The sequence below is a fragment of the Moritella sp. JT01 genome (assembly GCF_001574435.1).
Taxonomy (GTDB): domain Bacteria; phylum Pseudomonadota; class Gammaproteobacteria; order Enterobacterales; family Moritellaceae; genus Moritella.
Genome location: NZ_LOCN01000014.1, coordinates 18,873 through 38,774 on the forward strand (window position 1 = coordinate 18,873; position 19,902 = coordinate 38,774).

The 19,902-nt window shown below is 41.2% G+C and carries 17 protein-coding genes; 14 read left to right on the forward strand and 3 right to left on the reverse strand.

Annotation, left to right across the window (positions count from 1 at the left end; genetic code table 11):
• From AKG98_RS12520 to AKG98_RS12530, 3 genes are all read left to right on the forward strand, one after another.
• On the forward strand, window positions 1-1,956 hold a 1,956-nt coding region (locus tag AKG98_RS12520; protein WP_067046210.1), incomplete at its 5' end, for a S8 family serine peptidase.
• 7 nt (window positions 1,957-1,963) lie between these two features.
• Window positions 1,964-2,452, forward strand: coding sequence for a hypothetical protein (locus tag AKG98_RS12525; protein WP_157534126.1), 489 nt, complete (start codon window positions 1,964-1,966; stop codon window positions 2,450-2,452).
• Window positions 2,453-2,661: 209 nt separating this feature from the next.
• Window positions 2,662-3,255, forward strand: coding sequence for an RNA-binding S4 domain-containing protein (locus AKG98_RS12530; RefSeq protein ID WP_067046214.1), 594 nt, complete (start codon window positions 2,662-2,664; stop codon window positions 3,253-3,255).
• Between the two features lie 143 nt (window positions 3,256-3,398).
• On the opposite strand, the gene metJ is transcribed toward AKG98_RS12530, so the two are convergent.
• Window positions 3,399-3,725: a met regulon transcriptional regulator MetJ gene (metJ, locus tag AKG98_RS12535; RefSeq protein ID WP_067046216.1), complete on the reverse strand. Its 327-nt coding sequence runs from the start codon at window positions 3,723-3,725 to the stop codon at window positions 3,399-3,401.
• Between the two features lie 176 nt (window positions 3,726-3,901).
• Here metJ and AKG98_RS12540 point away from each other — a divergent pair, with 176 nt between their 5' ends.
• Window positions 3,902-6,325 carry a bifunctional aspartate kinase/homoserine dehydrogenase II gene (locus tag AKG98_RS12540; protein WP_067046218.1) on the forward strand — a complete coding sequence of 808 codons (2,424 nt, stop codon included), beginning with the start codon at window positions 3,902-3,904 and terminating at the stop codon, window positions 6,323-6,325.
• A gap of 143 nt (window positions 6,326-6,468) precedes the next feature.
• Entirely contained in the window at window positions 6,469-7,356 is an 888-nt protein-coding gene (gene metF / locus AKG98_RS12545; RefSeq protein ID WP_067046220.1) for a methylenetetrahydrofolate reductase, read from the forward strand.
• 89 nt (window positions 7,357-7,445) lie between these two features.
• Here the strand turns inward: metF and ppc are convergent, their stop codons facing one another.
• Both ppc and argE read right to left on the reverse strand, forming a co-directional pair.
• The gene (ppc, locus tag AKG98_RS12550) at window positions 7,446-10,076 is read right to left on the reverse strand and encodes a phosphoenolpyruvate carboxylase (RefSeq protein ID WP_067046222.1); all 2,631 of its coding nucleotides are present in this window, start codon (window positions 10,074-10,076) and stop codon (window positions 7,446-7,448) included.
• A 158-nt stretch (window positions 10,077-10,234) separates the two neighbouring features.
• A complete protein-coding gene (argE, locus tag AKG98_RS12555) occupies window positions 10,235-11,383 on the reverse strand; it encodes an acetylornithine deacetylase (protein WP_067046224.1) in 1,149 nt (382 codons plus the stop codon).
• Between the two features lie 242 nt (window positions 11,384-11,625).
• Here argE and argC point away from each other — a divergent pair, with 242 nt between their 5' ends.
• From argC to rplW, 9 genes are all read left to right on the forward strand, one after another.
• Window positions 11,626-12,636 carry an N-acetyl-gamma-glutamyl-phosphate reductase gene (gene argC / locus AKG98_RS12560; protein WP_067046226.1) on the forward strand — a complete coding sequence of 337 codons (1,011 nt, stop codon included), beginning with the start codon at window positions 11,626-11,628 and terminating at the stop codon, window positions 12,634-12,636.
• An 11-nt stretch (window positions 12,637-12,647) separates the two neighbouring features.
• Window positions 12,648-13,424 carry an acetylglutamate kinase gene (gene argB, locus AKG98_RS12565; RefSeq protein WP_067046228.1) on the forward strand — a complete coding sequence of 259 codons (777 nt, stop codon included), beginning with the start codon at window positions 12,648-12,650 and terminating at the stop codon, window positions 13,422-13,424.
• A 26-nt stretch (window positions 13,425-13,450) separates the two neighbouring features.
• Window positions 13,451-14,356 carry an ornithine carbamoyltransferase gene (locus AKG98_RS12570; protein WP_067046230.1) on the forward strand — a complete coding sequence of 302 codons (906 nt, stop codon included), beginning with the start codon at window positions 13,451-13,453 and terminating at the stop codon, window positions 14,354-14,356.
• Between the two features lie 19 nt (window positions 14,357-14,375).
• The gene (locus AKG98_RS12575; RefSeq protein ID WP_067046231.1) at window positions 14,376-15,584 is read left to right on the forward strand and encodes an argininosuccinate synthase; all 1,209 of its coding nucleotides are present in this window, start codon (window positions 14,376-14,378) and stop codon (window positions 15,582-15,584) included.
• Window positions 15,585-15,669: 85 nt separating this feature from the next.
• Window positions 15,670-17,559 (forward strand): argininosuccinate lyase, encoded by a 1,890-nt coding sequence (gene argH / locus AKG98_RS12580; RefSeq protein ID WP_067046233.1) that lies wholly within the window; start codon window positions 15,670-15,672, stop codon window positions 17,557-17,559.
• Window positions 17,560-17,996: 437 nt separating this feature from the next.
• Complete coding sequence (gene rpsJ, locus AKG98_RS12585) at window positions 17,997-18,308, forward strand: 30S ribosomal protein S10 (protein ID WP_017223583.1); 312 nt, start codon at window positions 17,997-17,999, stop codon at window positions 18,306-18,308.
• A 35-nt stretch (window positions 18,309-18,343) separates the two neighbouring features.
• Entirely contained in the window at window positions 18,344-18,982 is a 639-nt protein-coding gene (gene rplC / locus AKG98_RS12590; RefSeq protein ID WP_198155516.1) for a 50S ribosomal protein L3, read from the forward strand.
• 15 nt (window positions 18,983-18,997) lie between these two features.
• On the forward strand, window positions 18,998-19,603 hold the full coding sequence (rplD, locus tag AKG98_RS12595; RefSeq protein WP_067046237.1) for a 50S ribosomal protein L4: 606 nt from the start codon (window positions 18,998-19,000) through the stop codon (window positions 19,601-19,603).
• Window positions 19,600-19,899 (forward strand): 50S ribosomal protein L23, encoded by a 300-nt coding sequence (rplW, locus tag AKG98_RS12600; RefSeq protein WP_067046239.1) that lies wholly within the window; start codon window positions 19,600-19,602, stop codon window positions 19,897-19,899. The genes rplD and rplW overlap by 4 nt, the downstream gene beginning before the upstream one ends.
• The last annotated feature ends 3 nt before the right edge of the window (window positions 19,900-19,902 follow it).

The following is a 19,902-nucleotide window of genomic DNA, read 5'->3' on the forward strand; positions in this document are numbered from 1 at the left end:
AATAATCAAATAATCGCAAACGATAAAGAGGGCGATAAATTAAATTTCTATATTGAAGATACTTTCGTTAAGCCTAGTTATATTGAGTTCTCAATAGATCCAAGTGGTAAATTTACATATAAAAATACTCTGAATTACTCTAAAGCAATCACTCTTCCAATCGTTGTTTCTGACGGTATGAGCTCTACAAAAACCAATATAACCTTCATGACGCAAATCGCTGATGAGCAATCGCAATCTGATCCTTTTTATGCCCTACAATGGCATTTAAATAACACAGGAGAAGATGCATTCTCGGCTGGACATGTTACCCCTCATCGAGATATTAATATTGGTCTTTTATATCAACAAGGTGTCACCGGAGACGGCGTCAACGTCGCTGTTGTAGATTCAGGGTTAGAAATTGGCCATGAAGATCTTAAAGACAATATACTCACTGGTAAATCATGGAATTTTTTAACTAAAAAGAATAACCCCACCTCTGTACCAAAAAAAGGGAGGGGGGATCATGGTACATCTGTTGCGGGTATTATTGCTGAAACTGGATTTAATGGTATCGGTGGACGAGGTGTCGCTCCTTCAGCAAAACTATTTGGTCTGAACTGGACTAAGGTACAAACTGAAAAAAGTTGGATTGAGAGTCATGGAGGCTCACGGTCTCTAGATGCATTAGTGATAAACCAAAGCTATGGTCATTATTGGGGGGAATTAAGGTCTTCCAACACAATGCCTTTTCGTACGCGAGAAGATCACCTTAAAAGCGCCACTAAAAAAAATAATGATGGACGTGGAGTTTTACTTATAAAAGCTGCAGGAAATTCATTTAAAAGTGTTTATACCCGTGATTTTAAATTCATAAATTATAGTGAATATGCATCAGATAAATCTAAACCTGAATTAACAGCGAATAATGCGGGTGTAAGCGTCAATAACTCGAGCTTTTATAACACATTAATTTCAGCGGTACAGAAGAATGATCCATTACACCCTTTAGCCCCTTATTCAAGTGTAGGCGCTGCGGTATTTGCATCGGCACCAAGCGCTAAGGTTACGACTAACGTAACTGGTTGTGAAAACGGTTATTCATCTCTTTGGTTTAACGGTGAGCACTGCAATTACACATCATCATTCGGTGGTACATCTGGAGCCGCACCCGTTGCGTCAGGCGTAGCGGCATTAATATTTGGCGTTAATACTGATCTGACTTGGCGAGATGTACGCTATATTATGGCTAAGACCGCAAAGAAAATTGATAAGGACTTTACACCTATAACAATTACGAATGAAGGCGAAGGTGCTAAGTTCGTAGCAGAGCCAGGTTGGGTAACAAATAAGGCAGGCTATCACTTTCATAACTGGTACGGGTTTGGCTTACTTGATGCTACTGCGGCGGTTCAAATGGCAGCAAATAATTATACCTTATTACCTGAATTAAAAGAGACTGCTTTTGTTAATCCAAACGAGCTGTCAAGCTCTACCATACCTGAAGGTAATAGTGGTGTTAAAAAGGAAGTATATATAGCAGAACAGATGACGATTGAAGCAGTGCAATTAAAAATAGGGATAAATCATGCGCGTAATAGCGATATAGCCATTGAGGTTATATCACCATCCGGAACACATTCCATGATATTTACACCAAGAAGCGTAGTTACTGAGACTAATGCAAAATTCGATGATACGGTATTACTCAGTAATGCATTTTTCGGTGAAAGCTCGGAAGGTAATTGGACCATTAAAGTGACAGATACGAATAGAGGTTATTTCACCTACTACAAAGTTCTGCCTGAGATGGCTGCAATGGGGGACAGAATGTTTGATAACGAAGACGCCCTTAATAACTGTACAGGCAATGGAGAGCCAGATGGAATTAAGTGCATAGAGAAAATAACACTAAGTAATAATATAGAAAACGGCACAATTAATAATGTTGCTATTCGTATTTACGGCCATTAAGGAACATATGATGAGAATAAAACTAGCACACATGTTTATATTTACATTACTTTTATGTAGCTCATTATCTAATGCGAATATAATTACCTATAATAAAAACGAATTGACGTCTTCTACGGAACCGTCTCCGTCATACACAAATGATAATATCGTCATTGAAAGTAGTGGCTTCAAATTTTCTCCGGTAAGTCCTACGCCATACACATTTTTTGAAGAGAATAGTGATATAGCGACTTTATATGCAGGGCAGGAAATGCAAGCGTTGGACAATGGAGAATCAGGGATGTTAACAGGATCTATTTTGGTTGAAATGATAGACCCAGATACTCCGTTATCATTTGATAACGCAGACATCCTTACTGTGGGTGAGCGTTTCTTCATTATCACTTTTAATGAAAAAATCGATTTGCTCGAAAAACTAAAGCAAATCAAAGCGATGAGTATTGTAAAAGATGCCGAAATCGAAGTGAACACTCATAGTTATTCACCACTATAATAATTTAATGTCTCAATATTGAATTGTTGTACGACATATCACTACAATCCAGGAATACCACCTCTGATATTTAGGTGGTATTCTTTTGCTATATGCATGTTCCGATATTTTTATTGTCTTTTGGATGACTGATTTAACTTATTTGGTGTTTGCATTTCTAGTCTTATACTTGTATAAAGTTCTGCTATTTGCCCACATTTAAGGTTCCCATGTCTGAAGAATATGAAATTGAAGTTATCCCTGTCGTTGTCGCTGAAGAACCGATTGAATTATATAAGATCTTAAAAATCGAAAATTTAGTGACCTCGGGCAGTGAAGCGAAGAACTATATTGCAGACGGTTATGTGTATGTGAATGGTGAAGTTGAAACACGCAAACGTAAAAAAATTATGTTTGGCGATATCATTGGTTTTAATGGTGAAGCTTATCAAGTCATGTCTGCGGAAGAGCTTGCAGCATACGATATTGCTGATAAAGAAGAGTTTGTTGATCCTGCGGCTTTAGAGTCCGATTCTGTAGCAACATATATTGCAGAAAACGATGTTACTGAAGACGATTTCACAGGAAACAATATTGTTGAGCAAGGTGTTGCTGACGTTCACGCTGTAGACGTTGCTGTTGAACCCGCATTTATTGCACCAACACCAGTTGCTAAGCCTGTTGTCGACAGCATCCCTGCAGATCTCTGGGAACAGCCTGAAAAGAAGAAAAAGAAAAAAGCTGAAGCTAAACAAGTGAAAGTAGCTGAACCGAAACCGGTTGAGAAAAAGAAAAAAGGCCGCGCGGCTCCTTTTAGTTTTTAAATTTTACTTTAAGGTATTAGCAACAATGCGAGCTAGATAGCGCATTGTATATAGGTTAAATCAAAACAGGCTCCTATAATTGGGGCCTGTTTAATAAAAGGTGAGCCTGTTTTATTTTTAGGCGTTGTTTACTTAGTTAGTGACTAATCATCTTGTTCTAAATAATCATCAATATTAATGCCCAGTGCTAACATCTGTGCTTTAGCTTCAGCCGGTATGCTGTCTGGTTTGTCTTTTGTTAAATCTTCGTCCGCTGGTAACGGTTGACCTGTGTAAGCATGTAAAAAAGCCTCACACAACAACTCACTGTTGGTTGCATGACGTTGATTATTAATCTGACGGCGAGTTCTTTCATCTGTCAGCACTTTTAATACTTTCAAAGGAATTGAAACAGTAATCTTCTTAACCTGTTCATTCTTTTTCCCATGTTCTGCATAGGGGCTAATATACTCGCCGTTCCACTTCGTCATTTTCGACCTTTGCGTAAATTATTATTTATGAATAAGTAATAAGTCTACCTTTGAATTTGATTATTGGCAATCAGTATGTAAAGAGCTCTAGACGTCTATTGACCTGTTGTAGCCTAATAGTGTATGTTTTGAGTCACTGGAAATATATTAATTCGATATTAAGTTCGGGAGAACGCATGGACGCAATTAAGCGCAGTATTCATAAATTTGGTGGCAGTAGTTTAGCTGATGCTACCTGTTATCGTCGAGTATTGACGATCATTAGCCAACACACCAAAGCACGCGATCTTATTGTAGTTTCTGCCGCGGGCAAGACCACCAATCAATTATTAGAATTATTACAATTAGCCGAAGATGGTGATCAAGCTGCATCGGAACGTCTTATTGCGACGTGCGAGTATCAAACTAAGTTAGTTGCAGAACTATTAGAAGGAGCCTTATGCACACAACTCACTTCTGCACTGCAAGATGACATTCATACTATAGGCCATTTATTAGAAACTACCCTTGATGTGTATGCTAAAAATCAAATTTTAGCGCATGGTGAGGTGTGGTCAGCACGATTATTAGCGGCTTTACTGAGTCAAAGCGAACTACCTGCTAATGATTTAGATTCTCGCTTGTTTTTAACAACTGAATTAGCCGCGCAACCTGTGGTTGATGAAATGGTGTCTCGCCAAAAATTAGACTCGTGTTTAGCTACCCTGACTAATCGCGTTGTCGTGACCGGTTTTATTGCTGCAGATACACGACAGCGTACTGTGACATTGGGGCGTAATGGCTCTGATTATTCTGCGACGTTGTTAGCTGCATTAGTGGATGCTGAGCAAACGACTATTTGGAGCGATGTTGCGGGTGTATTTAGTGCTGATCCTCGTCGCGTAAAAGATGCTGAACTGCAAACCAAATTATCACTTGATGAAGCGGCTGAGCTAGCGCGTTTAGGCTCTCCCGTATTACATGCGCGTACATTACAACCTGTTGTCGAGAGTAAACAGCATGTGCAGTTACGTTGCAGTTATACTCCTGATGAGGGGTCAACCCAGATCCATCGTCGTTTACCAAAAGGTAAAGGGGCTAAAATTGTTACCTCGATTGATGATCTACATTTAGTAGATGTTGAGTTTAATCATGATGCTGATTACCAACAACAATATAATCAGTTAATTGCATTACTAGCACAGCAGCAACTCTCACCTATCTGTATTAAACGCCGTCCGACGGATTATATGGTTAGATTAGGTTATACCGCTGAAATTGTTGAGTTTGCACTGGCTGCATTAGCAACATATAAACAGCAACAAGCTAACATAACAGGCATTGAGCATGTGAGTGGTTTTTGTATGGTGGCGCTAGTAGGTTCTGGTGTAACCGATAATGCGTTGCAATCACATCAGTTTTATCAATTAATTTCAGAGCACAATCTGACATTTGTACAGACAGGTGAAAACCATTTAAGTATCTGTGCCGTTCTGCAGAAAGTGGTGTTAGAACCGTTATTGAAAGAGTTACATACGGCGTTATTTAAGCAGCCAAGACGTATCGGTGTGGTGCTGTTTGGTAAAGGAAATATCGGTGCTAGTTGGTTATCTTTGTTTGCGGAGCAAATATATAAAGTACCCGAAAAACAAAATGTCGAACTGTGCTTATGCGGTGTGTATGGTTCTCAGGGCGGGGTATTAGACTTCAATGGTCTGGATGCCTCGACGGTACTTGATGATTTTCAACCCGAATCGTTTGTCTGGGAACAGTTACTATCTAATCTTGCACTGCACCCGTTTGATGAACTGGTGATTATCGATATTACGGCCAGTGAAGCAATCAGCTATTATTATCCTGAATTTGCCCAACACGGTTTCCACCTGATTTCCGCAAATAAATTTGCCGGCGCGGCGAGCCGTGAGTTTTATAATCGGGTTAAGCAAAGCTTTAGTGATAATGAAAGCCATTGGTTGTATAACGCCACGGTTGGTGCAGGATTACCGATCCAGTCATCCATGGAAATGCTGCAACACAGTGGAGATCAAGTGACTGCAGTAAGTGGTATTTTTTCTGGTACCTTATCTTGGTTGTTCCAACAATATGATGGTGAAATAGCGTTCTCGCAATTAGTGGAACAAGCATGGCAGCAAGGGCTAACGGAACCTGATCCTCGTGACGATTTATCGGGTAAGGACGTACAGCGTAAACTCCTTATCTTAAGCCGTGAAGCGGGTTATGACATGGAGCTTAGTGATATCAAACTAGAGTCATTGGTATCTGAAGCGCTAATGGTATTTAAAGTGGATGAGTTTCTAGAACATTGCGAAGAATTAGATGACAAAATATTGCGTATGTTTAATAAAGCCAAAAAGCAGGGCTTAGTATTACGCTATGTCGCGAGTTTTAGTCGCAAAGAAGGGGCGCAGGTTGGGTTAGAGTTCTTAGAACCAACACATCCATTTGCGAACTTATTACCGTGCGATAATATTTTTTCAATTAACAGCCACTGGTATCGCCATAACCCATTAGTGATCCAAGGCCCTGGTGCTGGCAGAGATGTTACTGCGGGTGCAATCCAATCAGATCTGTTCCAATTATGTAAGTTGTTCGCGCGTTAATTTTTATATTTTAGCCTGTCGAAAACCGATACGCATATAATTCATGTTTAAGATGAATTATGTGCGTTGACTTTATTCAGTAAACTTGTGATGATAAAGACGTAAAGAGGTATGGACGTCTAAACATCTTAAGGGATATAAGTATGAGTTTTCACAATGCACAAAATATTGAAGTATTAAATCAAAGTGTTTCTGAATTGGGACGTGATATTAACGTTTCATTTGAATTTTTCCCACCAAACTCTGAAGCAATGACGTCTACCTTATGGGAATCGATTAATCGTCTAAAAGCGTTAAACCCTAAATTTGTGTCAGTGACATACGGAGCTAATTCCGGAACACGTGATCGTACTCATGACATTATCAAACAAATTAAGCATGAAACGGGCTTGATTGCTGCACCGCACCTCACTTGTATTGATGCTAATCGCCAAGAACTAAAGCAGATTGCAACGGATTATTGGGATAATGGTATTCGTAATATCGTGGCTCTACGTGGTGATTTACCACCTGGATTGAATAAACCTGCGATGTACGCGGCCGATCTAGTCGGGCTACTGAAAGAGGTGAATGATTTTGATATCTCGGTTGCCGCCTATCCAGAAGTTCACCCCGAAGCAAAAAATGCGCAAGCAGACCTACTCGCGCTAAAAGATAAGATTGATGCTGGTGCTGATCGTGCTATTTCACAGTTCTTTTTTGATACCGAAAGCTTTTTACGCTTCCGTGACCGTTGTGCTGCGGTGGGTATTGATAAAGAGATTGTACCGGGTATTTTACCGGTATCAAATTATAGAACCTTATGTAAGTTTTCAAAATTGACCAATGTAAAAGTGCCGAATTGGATGCACAGTCAGTTTGAAGGTTTAGATAATGATCAAGCGACACGTAATCTGGTTGGTGCAAGTATAGCCATTGACCAAGTGAAAGTATTGTCGCGCGAAGGGGTGAAGGACTTTCATTTCTATACGTTAAATCGTGCTGATTTAACGTATGCGATTTGTCATACTTTAGGTGTGCGCCCAAGATAGTCACCGTACTTACTGCCGTGAGTTTATATTAGAATCAAAAATGCCGACGGTTATGTCGGCATTTTATTATCAGCTATTTGTTATCCAGACTAACCAGTATTACGCATACCTGCAGCAACACCTGCGATACTAACCATTAAGGCCTGTTCGACATCAGGATTGACCTCTTCACTGCTACGTGCGCGGCTGAGTAGCTCTGCTTGGAGGATATTCAGCGGATCGGTATACGGGTTACGTAACTCAATTGACTTCTTAATCCAAGGTTGAGCATCAAGTAATTGCGTGTCAGGTGTTAAACCTAAGATCAACTCAGTTGCTAGCGCCAAGCTTGCACGTAGTTCTTTACCTAAAGGCCATAAATCTTCAGTCACTAGACATTGGTCATAATATTCCGCTAACCAAGCATCGGCTTTCAAAAATACCATTTCGAACATTTCTATACGGGTATTAAAGAACGGCCATTGTTGTTGCATTTCTTGCAGTGTTTCACGTTGACCTGAATCGAGCATGTTTTTGAATGCAGCGGTACAACCCAACCACGCAGGTAACATCAAACGGTTTTGTGTCCATGCAAAAATCCAAGGGATGGCACGTAAGCTTTCTACGCCCCCGTTTGGTTTACGTTTTGCTGGGCGGCTACCGAGTGGCAGTTTACCTAATTCTAGTTCAGGTGTCGCAGAGCGGAAGTAAGGCACGAATTTTTCATGACCTTGGATATATGAACGATATTCTTCACATGAATCCGCAGACATCTGATCCATTGCATCACGCCAAGACTGTTCTGGTGCTGGCGGTGGTAGTAAGTTCGCTTCTAGGATCGCACTGGTGTAGAGATTTAAGCTTTGTTCTGCAACATTAGCAAGACCAAACTTAAAGCGGATCATTTCACCTTGTTCTGTTACCCGTAAACCACCTTTTAATGAACCTGGAGGTTGTGATAACAAGGCTGCATGCGCTGGCGCACCACCACGACCGATACTACCACCACGACCATGGAATAAAGTCAGTTCAATACCTTCTTGTTCACAGATATCAACCAAGGCTTCTTGTGAACGATACTGCGCCCAAGATGCAGCAATTACACCGGCGTCTTTCGCAGAATCAGAATAACCGATCATAATGTACTGATGACCATTGATGTAGTTTTTATACCAATCGATAGCTAATAGGCTGGCCGTCACTGTACCCGCATTATTCAAATCGTCTAAGGTCTCGAATAATGGCGCAACAGGGAAACGGAATGGACAACCGGTTTCTTTTAATAGTAATTGCACAGCTAATACATCAGAGGCTTTACGTGCCATTGAAATGATGTAAATGCCCAGTGCTTCTGGATCTTGTTTTGCCACAGTGCGAAAAGTATCAAGTACTTCTTTCACATCTGCAGACGGTTGCCAGCATTGTGGGATCAGTGGGCGTTTGTTATTAAGCTCTTGCAATAAGAACGCTTGTTTATCTTGCTCGCTCCATTGTGCATAGTCTCCAAGACCCAAGTAACGGGTTACTTCGGCGATCACATCGGTATGACGATCACTGTCTTGGCGGATATCAAGTTTCACTAAACTGACACCGAAACATTCAACGCGGCGAATCGTATCGAGTAATGCACCTTGGGCAATAACGCGCATACCACAAGCATTCAGTGAGTGATAGCAAGCTAACAATGGCTCACGTAACTGTGCTGTTGTGGTGATTATGTCACGGCTTTCTGTGTATTCGCCTTTTAGCTGTGCAGTTAAGCTCGCTAATGTTTCTGTTAATTCGCTACGTAATTTTTTCAGTAACACACGGTAAGGTTCATGACTTTCACCGACTAATGTACGTAATGTGTCATCACAGTCATTCATTGATAATTCACTTGTGAGATGTTTTACATCTTTAAGGAACAAGTGAATTGCCATCCAACGACTGGTTAGTAGTACTTCTTCGGTGACTGCTGAGGTCACAAACGGGTTACCGTCACGGTCACCACCCATCCAAGAGGTAAACTTAACTGGCGCTGCATCAATGGGTAGTTGGTAATCTAAGCGGTCTTGTAAACGTTTATCAAGACTGCGTAAGTAATTTGGTACAGCATCCCATAATGAGTTTTCAACGACGGCAAATCCCCATTTAGCTTCATCGACAGGCGTCGGGCGAACGGTTCTTATCTCATTGGTATGCCACGCTTGTGATACCAATTGTTCAATACGTGTCATGAAGACATCGCGCTCTTGGCTACTTAATTCAGTGAGTTCTAACTGACTAAGGCATTTATTGATCGCGCCATGCTTGTGGATCAGGGTTCGACGGGTGATTTCAGTTGGATGTGCAGTCAGTACTAAATCGATCTTCAGGTTTTTAACTGCAGAGAGTACATCTGCTTCATTGATTTCAGAGTTATTTAGTTTAGCAAACAGTTCATCGATAGAGTCTGGCACGCAAGTGTTATCTGCACAATTACGTGATGTGGTGTGGAACTGCTCTGCAATGTTAGCCAGGTTTAAGAATTGACTAAACGCACGCGCTACTGGTAATAGCTCATCATCAGAGAGGTTACGCAGTACGGTGAGTAATTGTGCACGGTCTTTGTCATGACCTGCACGGGATGATTTTGCTAGTTGACGAATGGTTTCAATCTTATCTAAGAACTCTTCTCCAAGATGATCCTTGATTGTATTCCCTAGTACTTGGCCTAATAAGCCGACATTACTTCGTAACGCTGCATATTTATCTGACATACATAATCCTTCAATTCAGTGATGTAATACGGCAACAACTATTATCGTTATGTATGTAAAATAACTATATTTAGTGACATTCGTCAATGAAATCGTGCAATTAATACGATTAATTGTGATATCGGGTGTAATTTTACTACAAAATGATAATTATTTAGTTAGTTTTTACATGATTCTTCAATCAGTTTTTGGATAATAGCCTGTGTTGGTTTAATTGCGGATAAATCTAAATACTCATCAGGTTGATGGGCTTGATTAATACTACCTGGACCCATGACAATTGTATCGCAGCCAAGTTGTTGAATAAACGGCGCTTCGGTACAGTAATTCACGGGTATAACTGCTTCACCTGTGAGTTTTTCAGCTAATTTAATTAACGCTGAATCAAGATTGCACGCATAAGCTGGGATCGGTTCATGCAGATGGTAAACATCAACAGCGCCTGGCCATTGTTTTTGGACTGGTAGTAAAGCTTGATTAAGTAGCATGAATAGCTCATCGGGACTTACCCCTGGGATAGGGCGCATATCGATGTGTAGTTCACAACTGCCACAGATACGGTTCGGGCTGTCCCCGCCGTGTATATGACCAAAATTAAGCGTGGGTTGTGGAATAACAAAATGATCGCAAGCGTATTGCTCTTTTAATTTACGTTGTAACTGCAATAACTGTCCGGTTACTTGATGCATGATCTCAATGGCATTGATGCCATTAGCGGGATCAGAAGAGTGACCGCTGCGTCCGGTAATACGTATTGCTTCTGACATATGACCTTTGTGCATAAATACTGGTACCATGCCTGTCGGCTCTCCAATGACGGCATAATCAGGTCGGAAACTTTGCGCGGCGGCAATCGCTCTGGCACCTGCCATGGTAGTTTCTTCATCGGCAGTGGCAAGAATACGTAATGGTTTATCTAACTTAGTTAAATCAATGTTTTTACATGCTTCTAATACAAAGGCGAAAAAGCCCTTCATATCAATCGTACCCAAACCATACCATTTATCGTCTTTTTCAGTTAACTGAAATGGATCTTTGGTCCATAAACCGTCATCAAACGGCACGGTATCTGTGTGTCCTGCTAATAATAATCCGCCATCACCTTGGCCATAAGTCGCGACTAGATTAAATTTACCATTCGTGTCAGGTACGCTGGTGATATTGATGCTAAAACCAAGTTCGGTGAACCAACCCGCGAGTAAGTCAATTACAGGCTTATTACTGATATCTAACTCTTTTTCTAATGAGCTGATCGACGGTGTTAGGATCAGTGATTTATAAAATTCGGTAAATTTAGGTAATTGCATAATACGTTCCTGTAATGATTGATTGTTTTTTTATGCATTAAAGTTGCATAAAAATGTAATCTGTTTTATTCTCTAATCATCCTTACTCTACAACGTATGGGTTAGATAATGAATCGTTTTTCATCGTTTCGACGAGACAATATTCAAAATGCATTAACGCTGCTTCATTTACGCAAGTAAGCGCAATTGGAAAGGGCTAAATTGCCCGTCGTTTTACAATTTAGCAAACACGGAAGTCAAACATGTTAAAAACAATTTTAGTCGGTGCAACCGGATATACCGGTGCTGAGCTAGCCCATTACATTACCAAGCATCCAGAACTTGAATTAGCAGGCCTGTATGTTTCAGAACACAGTTTGGATGCAGGAAAATCGTTTTCTTCATTATATGGTCATTTATTAGGTGTTGTTGACCAAACGATTGAACCATTAGCCGTTAGCAATATAAAAAACATTTGCGATGATGTTGATATTGTTGTGTTAGCAACTGCACATGAAGTTAGCCATGATATTGCCGCTGAATTTTTGGCGCAGGGTGCCGTTGTATTTGATTTATCCGGTGCATTTAGAGTGAAAGACCCTGTTTTTTATGAAAATTATTACGGCTTTAAACATAACTTCGATAAAGAATTAAAAAGTGCTGTTTATGGTTTAGCTGAATGGGCGAGTGCTGATATTGCAGAAGCAAACTTAATTGCGGTGCCGGGTTGTTATCCAACAGCATCGTTATCAGCATTAAAACCGCTAGCTAAACATGGTCTGATTGCTGCAGATCAAAAACCAATCATTAATGCCGTGAGTGGCGTGAGTGGCGCAGGTCGTAAAGCGGCGTTAGGTTCCGCATTTTGCGAAGTGAGCCACGCACCCTATGGCGTGTTCAACCATCGTCATCAGCCTGAAATAAGTACACATTTAGGTCATGACGTTATTTTTACACCACATTTAGGCTGTTTTAAACGTGGCATCTTAGCAACGATTAACGTCAAACTTGCAGCCGGTGTGACACCAGAACAAGTGACAGCCGCTTATCAAGAGGCGTATCAAGATCAACCTATGGTGCGGTTATTACCAAGCGGCTGGCCAAGCATTAAAGCAGTAGAAAAAACCGCTTATTGTGATTTAGCGTGGCAGCAACAAGGACAAGATCTTATCGTGGTTTCTGCGATTGATAACTTATTAAAAGGTGCCGCGGCACAAGCAATACAGTGTATCAATATCCGTTTTGGTTTTGCGATGACAACGTCATTAGTATAAGGAATATAACAGTGTCAACTCCATTAGTATTAAAACTGGGCGGCGCATTACTTGAAAATGAAACGGCGCTTGAACAGCTATTCACAGCATTAAGTGAATATAAGTCAACATCGTCACGTCCACTTATCTTAGTGCATGGCGGTGGCTGCTTTGTAGATGAACTTTTAGCAAAGATGAATATCGTTAGCGAGAAAAAGAACGGCTTACGTGTTACCCCGTTTACAGATATTGGTTATATCACTGGTGCGTTAGCGGGTACGGCTAATAAAGTTTTAATGGCACAAGGCTTAAAATCGGGTGCGAAAGTAGTGGGTTTAAGCCTTGCTGATGGCGGTATCTCAACCGTCACACAATCAACGGCCGATCTTGGTGCTGTTGGTGAATGCGAAGCGGGGGACCCGACATTATTAACGACGTTACTGAACGGTGGTTTCTTACCAATTATTAGTTCTATTGGTATTGATGCTCAGGGACAGTTATTAAATGTGAATGCAGACCAAGCGGCAACTGCTATTTGTGAAACGCTTGATGCTGACTTAGTGATGTTATCTGACGTGGCTGGTATTTTAGATGCAGATATGCAGTTAATTCCCGAGATGAACAGCAGCTATGCAGATGAACTCATTACGGCTGGTGTTATTCATGGCGGCATGGAAGTAAAAGTGAAAGCGGCATTAAAAGCAGCCGCATCTTTAAATCGCGACATTAAATTAGCGAGTTGGAAAGTGCCTGAACGGTTAGTGGCATTATTGAATGGTGAAGCAGAGGGAACGAAAGTTTCTAGCTAATATTGATCAGTTAACGGAGTTCGATCATGGAAAATTTATTATCAGTTAAAGATTTAAGTAAGCAACAGATCCTTGACTTATTAGCACTGGCTAAAGCAGTGAAAGCCAATCCGGCGGAGTATTCACAAGCATTAGCGGGTAAAAGCATCGTCACCATTTATGAAAAACAGTCGCTGCGAACACGTGTAACCTTTGATATTGGTATTCACAAGTTAGGCGGTCACGCGGTTTATCTTGATGCACAAAATGGCGCAATTGGTGAACGTGAGACAGTAAAAGATTTTGCTGCGAATATCTCTCGTTGGGCAGATGCGGTTGTAGCCCGTGTAATGAGCCATAAAACATTAGAAGGCTTAGTGGAACATGGCAGTGTGCCCGTTGTTAATTCACTTTGCGACTTATACCACCCTTGTCAGGCATTAGCTGATTTCTTAACAATTTCGGAACACTATGAAGATGTTTCTAAAGTAAAACTAGCTTACATCGGCGAAGGTAATAACGTAACGCATTCATTAATGCTAACCGGTGCTATCTTGGGTGCTGAAGTGACTGCAGTATGCCCTCGAGGCAGTAGTCCTGATGCTCAAATTGTTAAGCAAGCTATGGAGTTAGCTGAAATTAGCGGTGGAAAAATAAATGTAACAGATAACCTTGATGACATAGTTGATTATGATGTTATTTATGGTGATACTTGGGTCTCAATGGGGGATGATACTCCACTGGAACAAGTAAAAGAAAAGTACATGCCGTATCAGATAAACAAAGCGTTACTGATACGCACAGGAATTAAACATGTATTGCATTGTCAGCCGGCTCATCGTGAGTTAGAGATAACATCGGAAGTGATGGATGGCGAACAATCACTGATCTTTGATCAAGCCGAAAATAGAATGCATGCCCAAAATGCAGTTTTACTGACATTGCTGAAGTAACATATTAAGGAAAATGAAAATGACACAAACAGTTAAGAAAGTAGTAGTAGCGTATTCTGGTGGTTTAGACACTTCAGTGATCTTACCTTGGTTACAAGAAAATTATGACAATTGTGAGATTATCGCGTTTGTTGCAGATGTTGGTCAGGGTGCTGAAGAACTTGAAGGTATTGAAGCTAAAGCATTGGCTTCGGGTGCATCTGAGTGTTACATCGTAGATCTAAAGGATGAATTAGTCGCTGACTATATCTACCCAACGCTTAAAACCGGTGCCGTTTATGAAGGTACTTATCTTTTAGGTACGTCAATGGCTCGTCCAATCATAGCTAAAGCACAAGTTGAAATTGCCCGTAAAGTTGGCGCTGATGCACTTTGTCATGGCTGTACGGGTAAAGGTAATGATCAGATCCGTTTTGAATCTTGCTTTGCTGCACTTGCACCAGAACTAACGGTGATTGCGCCTTGGCGTATCTGGGACTTAACCAGCCGTGAATCTCTACTTGAATACTTAGCTGAACGTGACATTCCTACTGCTGCATCTGCGACTAAAATTTACAGCCGTGATGCCAATGCTTGGCATATTTCGCATGAAGGTGGCGAGTTAGAAGACCCATGGAGTCAACCAACGAAACAAGTTTGGACTATGACGGTTGATCCAATTGATGCGCCAAATGAACCTGAATTCTTAACGTTATCTGTTGTTAAAGGTGAGATCACGGCGGTTAATGGTGAAGTAATGTCACCGTACCAAACACTGATGTATCTCAATGAAAAAGCGGCTGCTCACGGTGTTGGTCGTGTTGATATTGTTGAAAATCGTTTAGTAGGCATGAAGTCACGTGGTTGTTATGAAACACCGGGTGGTACTGTTATGGTTGAAGCGTTACGTGGTATTGAAGAGTTAGTGTTAGATAAAACCACACGTAAATGGAAGCATACCGTTGCCGCTGAATTCTCACATCTTGTTTATGACGGTCGTTGGTTCACACCTTTATGTGCGTCACTACTGGCAGCTGCGGGTACATTAGCAGAAGAGATGAACGGTGAAGTGATCGTTAAAATGTATAAAGGCTCAGTACAAGCAGTACAAAAACAATCGCCTAATAGCCTTTATAGTGAAGAGTTTGCTACATTTGGTGATGATAATGTTTATGACCAAAGCCATGCGGAAGGTTTCATTCGCTTATATTCGTTGTCTAGTCGTATTAAAGCTTTAGCAACTAAGTAACGCTATTTGAGGGTGCTGAAACGCCCTCTACTTCGAATATACGTACTTCTAATATAAAAATATAAGAAAGAATAAGGATGTAACCATGGCACTATGGGGCGGTAGATTCAGTCAAGCAGCTGATGCAAGATTTAAAAGTTTCAATGATTCACTGCGGTTTGACTATCGTTTAGCTGAGCAAGACATTACAGGTTCAGTGGCATGGTCAAAAGCTTTGGTTAGTGTCGGTATCTTAACCCAAGATGAGCAACTCACCATTGAGGCTGCGTTAAATGATCTTAAATTGGCAGTATTAGAAAACCCAGAACAAATTCTGCAAAGTGATGCTGAAGATATTCACAGTTGGGTTGAAACGCAGTTAATAGCCAAAGTCGGTGATTTAGGAAAAAAACTGCATACAGGCCGTAGTCGTAATGACCAAGTGGCAACGGATCTAAAGCTGTGGTGTAAACAGCAAGGTGATCAATTGCTAATGCAGTTGGATAAAACGCAGCAGCAATTGGTATCGCTTGCACGTGAACATCAACATACAGTATTGCCGGGCTATACCCATTTACAACGTGCACAGCCAGTGACATTTTCACATTGGTGCTTAGCGTATGTCGAAATGCTTGAACGTGATTTCAGTCGTTTAACAGATTGCTTAAAACGTCTTGATACCTGTCCGTTAGGTTCTGGTGCACTTGCGGGTACCGCTTATCCAATGGATAGAACAGAATTAGCTCATTCACTTGGTTTTGCTAGTGCGACACTAAATAGTCTCGATTCAGTCTCTGACCGTGACCATGTAATGGAATTGATGAGTACGGCAAGTATGTCAATGATCCATTTATCGCGTCTGGCAGAAGATTTAATTTTCTACAACTCGGGTGAATCTAACTTTATTGAGTTGGCCGATGCGGTAACATCGGGTTCTTCTTTAATGCCGCAAAAGAAAAACCCTGATGCACTTGAACTTATTCGAGGTAAAACAGGCCGTGTATTTGGTTCTCTAAGTGCTATGTTGATGACGTTGAAAGCCCTACCGCTTGCATACAACAAAGATATGCAAGAAGATAAAGAAGGCTTGTTTGATGCGCTTGATACATGGAGTGATTGCCTAGAGATGGCAGCGATGTCACTGGTCGGTATGAAGATCAATGAAGCTAGAACTAGAGAAGCAGCATTAGGTGGTTATTCGAACGCGACTGAATTGGCTGATTATCTTGTCGCTAAAGGTGTTCCCTTCCGTGATTCGCACCATATTGTTGGTGAAGCCGTTGTAGCTGCAATCGCAAAAGGTGTGCCATTAGAAGAGTTAACCTTGGCTGAATTTAAAGAGTTTGATGAACTCATTGAAGACGATGTTTATCATCACTTATCACTTGATGAAACATTAGCAAAACGTAAAGCGCAAGGTGGGGTATCACCGGTGCAGGTCGAGTTTGCTTTAAGCAATGCAGAAAAACGTTTAGAAGAACGTGATACTTCAGGTATTAGTATTCGAGCAGCACGTTTGACGGATCTTGATGATATTGAACGTATGGTAAATTACTGGGCGAATATTGGTGAGAACTTACCACGTAATCGTTCTGATCTGGTTAAAGCAGTCGGTACCTTCGCAGTGACAGAGAAACATAATCAAGTGACAGGCTGTGCGTCTATCTATGTTTACGATACCGGGCTTGCTGAGATCCGCTCACTGGGTATTGAACCTGGCTATCAAGGTGGGGGGCAGGGCAAAGCGGTTGTCGAATACATGTTACGTAAAGCCGAACAGATGGCGATCCAAAAAGTGTTTGTATTAACCCGTGTGCCTGAATTCTTTATGAAGCTGGGTTTTAGCTCAACCAGTAAATCAATGCTGCCAGAAAAAGTATTGAAAGATTGTGATATGTGTCCACGCCAGCATGCGTGTGATGAAGTCGCATTAGAATTTAAGCTAAATGTGGTTAGCCAAACAATAAACTTAAAAGCGGAAAAACTCGCGTTTTAATTTTATTTTAGACGATTGAAAGCACCCTAGTATGGTGCTTTTTTCGGTTTAAAAAATGTCGGTAAAGAAGCTTGAACTTAATCTTTACTCTCTATATAATGTGTCGACAAATTACGGTAACGGTTAACAGTACTGAGCATCATTATGATGATTCAATACTTTATGACTTAATAAAGTCGATATGATGATTAAATGCTTTATGTTGAACTTTTTCTTGCTAAAGGCAAGAGGTCATGTATAATACGTTCCACTTGCCTAGGCAAGGAACTGAATCACTAAGTTATTATTTTAGCCTTGAGTTAAAGTATTAGTGGTCAGTCATCAAGATTCCCGATAGGGGAGTCACCGAGTTAAAGATATCGCTCTCGCAATCTATTTATTTAGATGTGGGATGTCGAATTTTTGTGTGTGTTTAACTTTATTGGAGCTCTGGTCTAATGCAGAACCAAAGAATCCGTATCCGCTTAAAAGCGTTCGATCATCGTCTTATCGATCAGTCTACAGCGGAAATCGTTGAAACTGCAAAACGCACTGGCGCACAAGTACGTGGACCTATTCCACTACCAACGCGCAAAGAGCGTTTCACAGTGCTTACTTCTCCGCACGTTAACAAAGATGCGCGTGACCAGTACGAAATTCGTACTCACAAGCGCCTGGTTGACATCGTTGAGCCAACAGAAAAAACCGTTGACGCTCTAATGCGTTTAGATCTAGCTGCTGGTGTTGATGTTCAAATCAGCCTTGGCTAGTCAGTTCTAAAACAACGATTTATATTGAGGTTATTATAATGATCGGTCTAATCGGACGTAAAGTTGGTATGACACGTATCTTCACTGAAGATGGCGTTTCTATCCCAGTATCCGTTATTGAATGTGAGCCTAACCGCGTTACTCAAGTGAAAACACTTGAAATTGACGGTTACCGCGCACTTCAAGTGACCACTGGCACGAAAAAAGCTAGCAGAGTAAACAAGCCAGAAGCGGGTCATTTCGCTAAAGCTAAAGTTGAAGCTGGTCGTGGCCTTTGGGAATTCCGTCTGGAAACAGGCGAAGGCGAAGCTGTTGAAGTTGGCGCTGAGCTAAACGTAAACATCTTTGCTGAAACGGCTAAAGTAGACGTTACAGGTACATCTAAAGGTAAAGGTTTCGCAGGCGTTATTAAACGTTGGAACTTTGCTATGCAAGATGCTACTCATGGTAACTCTCTTGCTCACCGTGCACCGGGTTCAATTGGCCAATGCCAAACTCCAGGCCGCGTGTTTAAAGGCAAAAAAATGGCAGGTCACATGGGAGCAGAACGTGTAACGATCATGTCTCTTGATGTGGTACGTGTTGATAGTGAACGTAACCTAGTACTTGTTAAAGGTGCTATTCCAGGTGCGATCAACGGCAACGTAATTATCAAACCAGCTGTTAAAGCTTAATCCGAGGAATTAGTAATGGAATTGTTATTGAAAGACGCACAAGGTGCTCTTGAAGTTTCAGAAACTACCTTCGGACGTGAGTTTAATGAAGCTCTGGTTCACCAGGTAGTTACAGCGTATGCTGCTGGCGCGCGTCAAGGTACTCGTGCACAGAAAAACCGTTCTGACGTTGCAGGTGGTGGTAAGAAACCATGGCGTCAAAAAGGTACTGGTCGTGCTCGTGCAGGTACTGCAAGCAGCCCGATCTGGCGTAAAGGTGGTGTAACTTTTGCTGCGCGTCCACAGGACCACAGTCAAAAAGTTAACACTAAGATGTACCGCGGTGCGATCAAAAGCATCCTTTCTGAATTGGTACGTCAAGAGCGTCTTATTGTTGTTGAGCAGTTCGCTGTTGAAACACCTAAGACTAAAGAATTAGTTGCTAAACTGAAAGACTTCGATCTGAACGACGTTCTAATCGTAGGTACTGAAGTTGATGAGAACTTATTCTTAGCTGCTCGTAACCTTTACAAAGTTGATGTTCGTGATGTTGCTGGTATTGATCCAGTTAGCTTAATCGCGTTCAACAAAGTTGTTATGACTGCTGCAGCAGTTAAGCAGATTGAGGAGAACTTAAAATGATCAGTGAAGAACGTTTATTGAAAGTTATCCTAGCGCCACATATCTCTGAAAAGAGCACTATGTCTGCTGAAAACAACAACACAATCGTTTTCAAGGTTGCATTAGATGCAACTAAAGCTGAAATTAAAGCAGCTATTGCAAAACTTTTTGAAGTTGAAGTTAAAAATGTAAGCACATTGGTACTGAAAGGCAAAACTAAGCGCACTGGCGCTCGTGTTGGCCGTCGTTCAGATATCAAAAAAGCTTACGTTACTCTAGCTGACGGCGCTGACATCGATTTCGGCAGTGCTGAATAATCA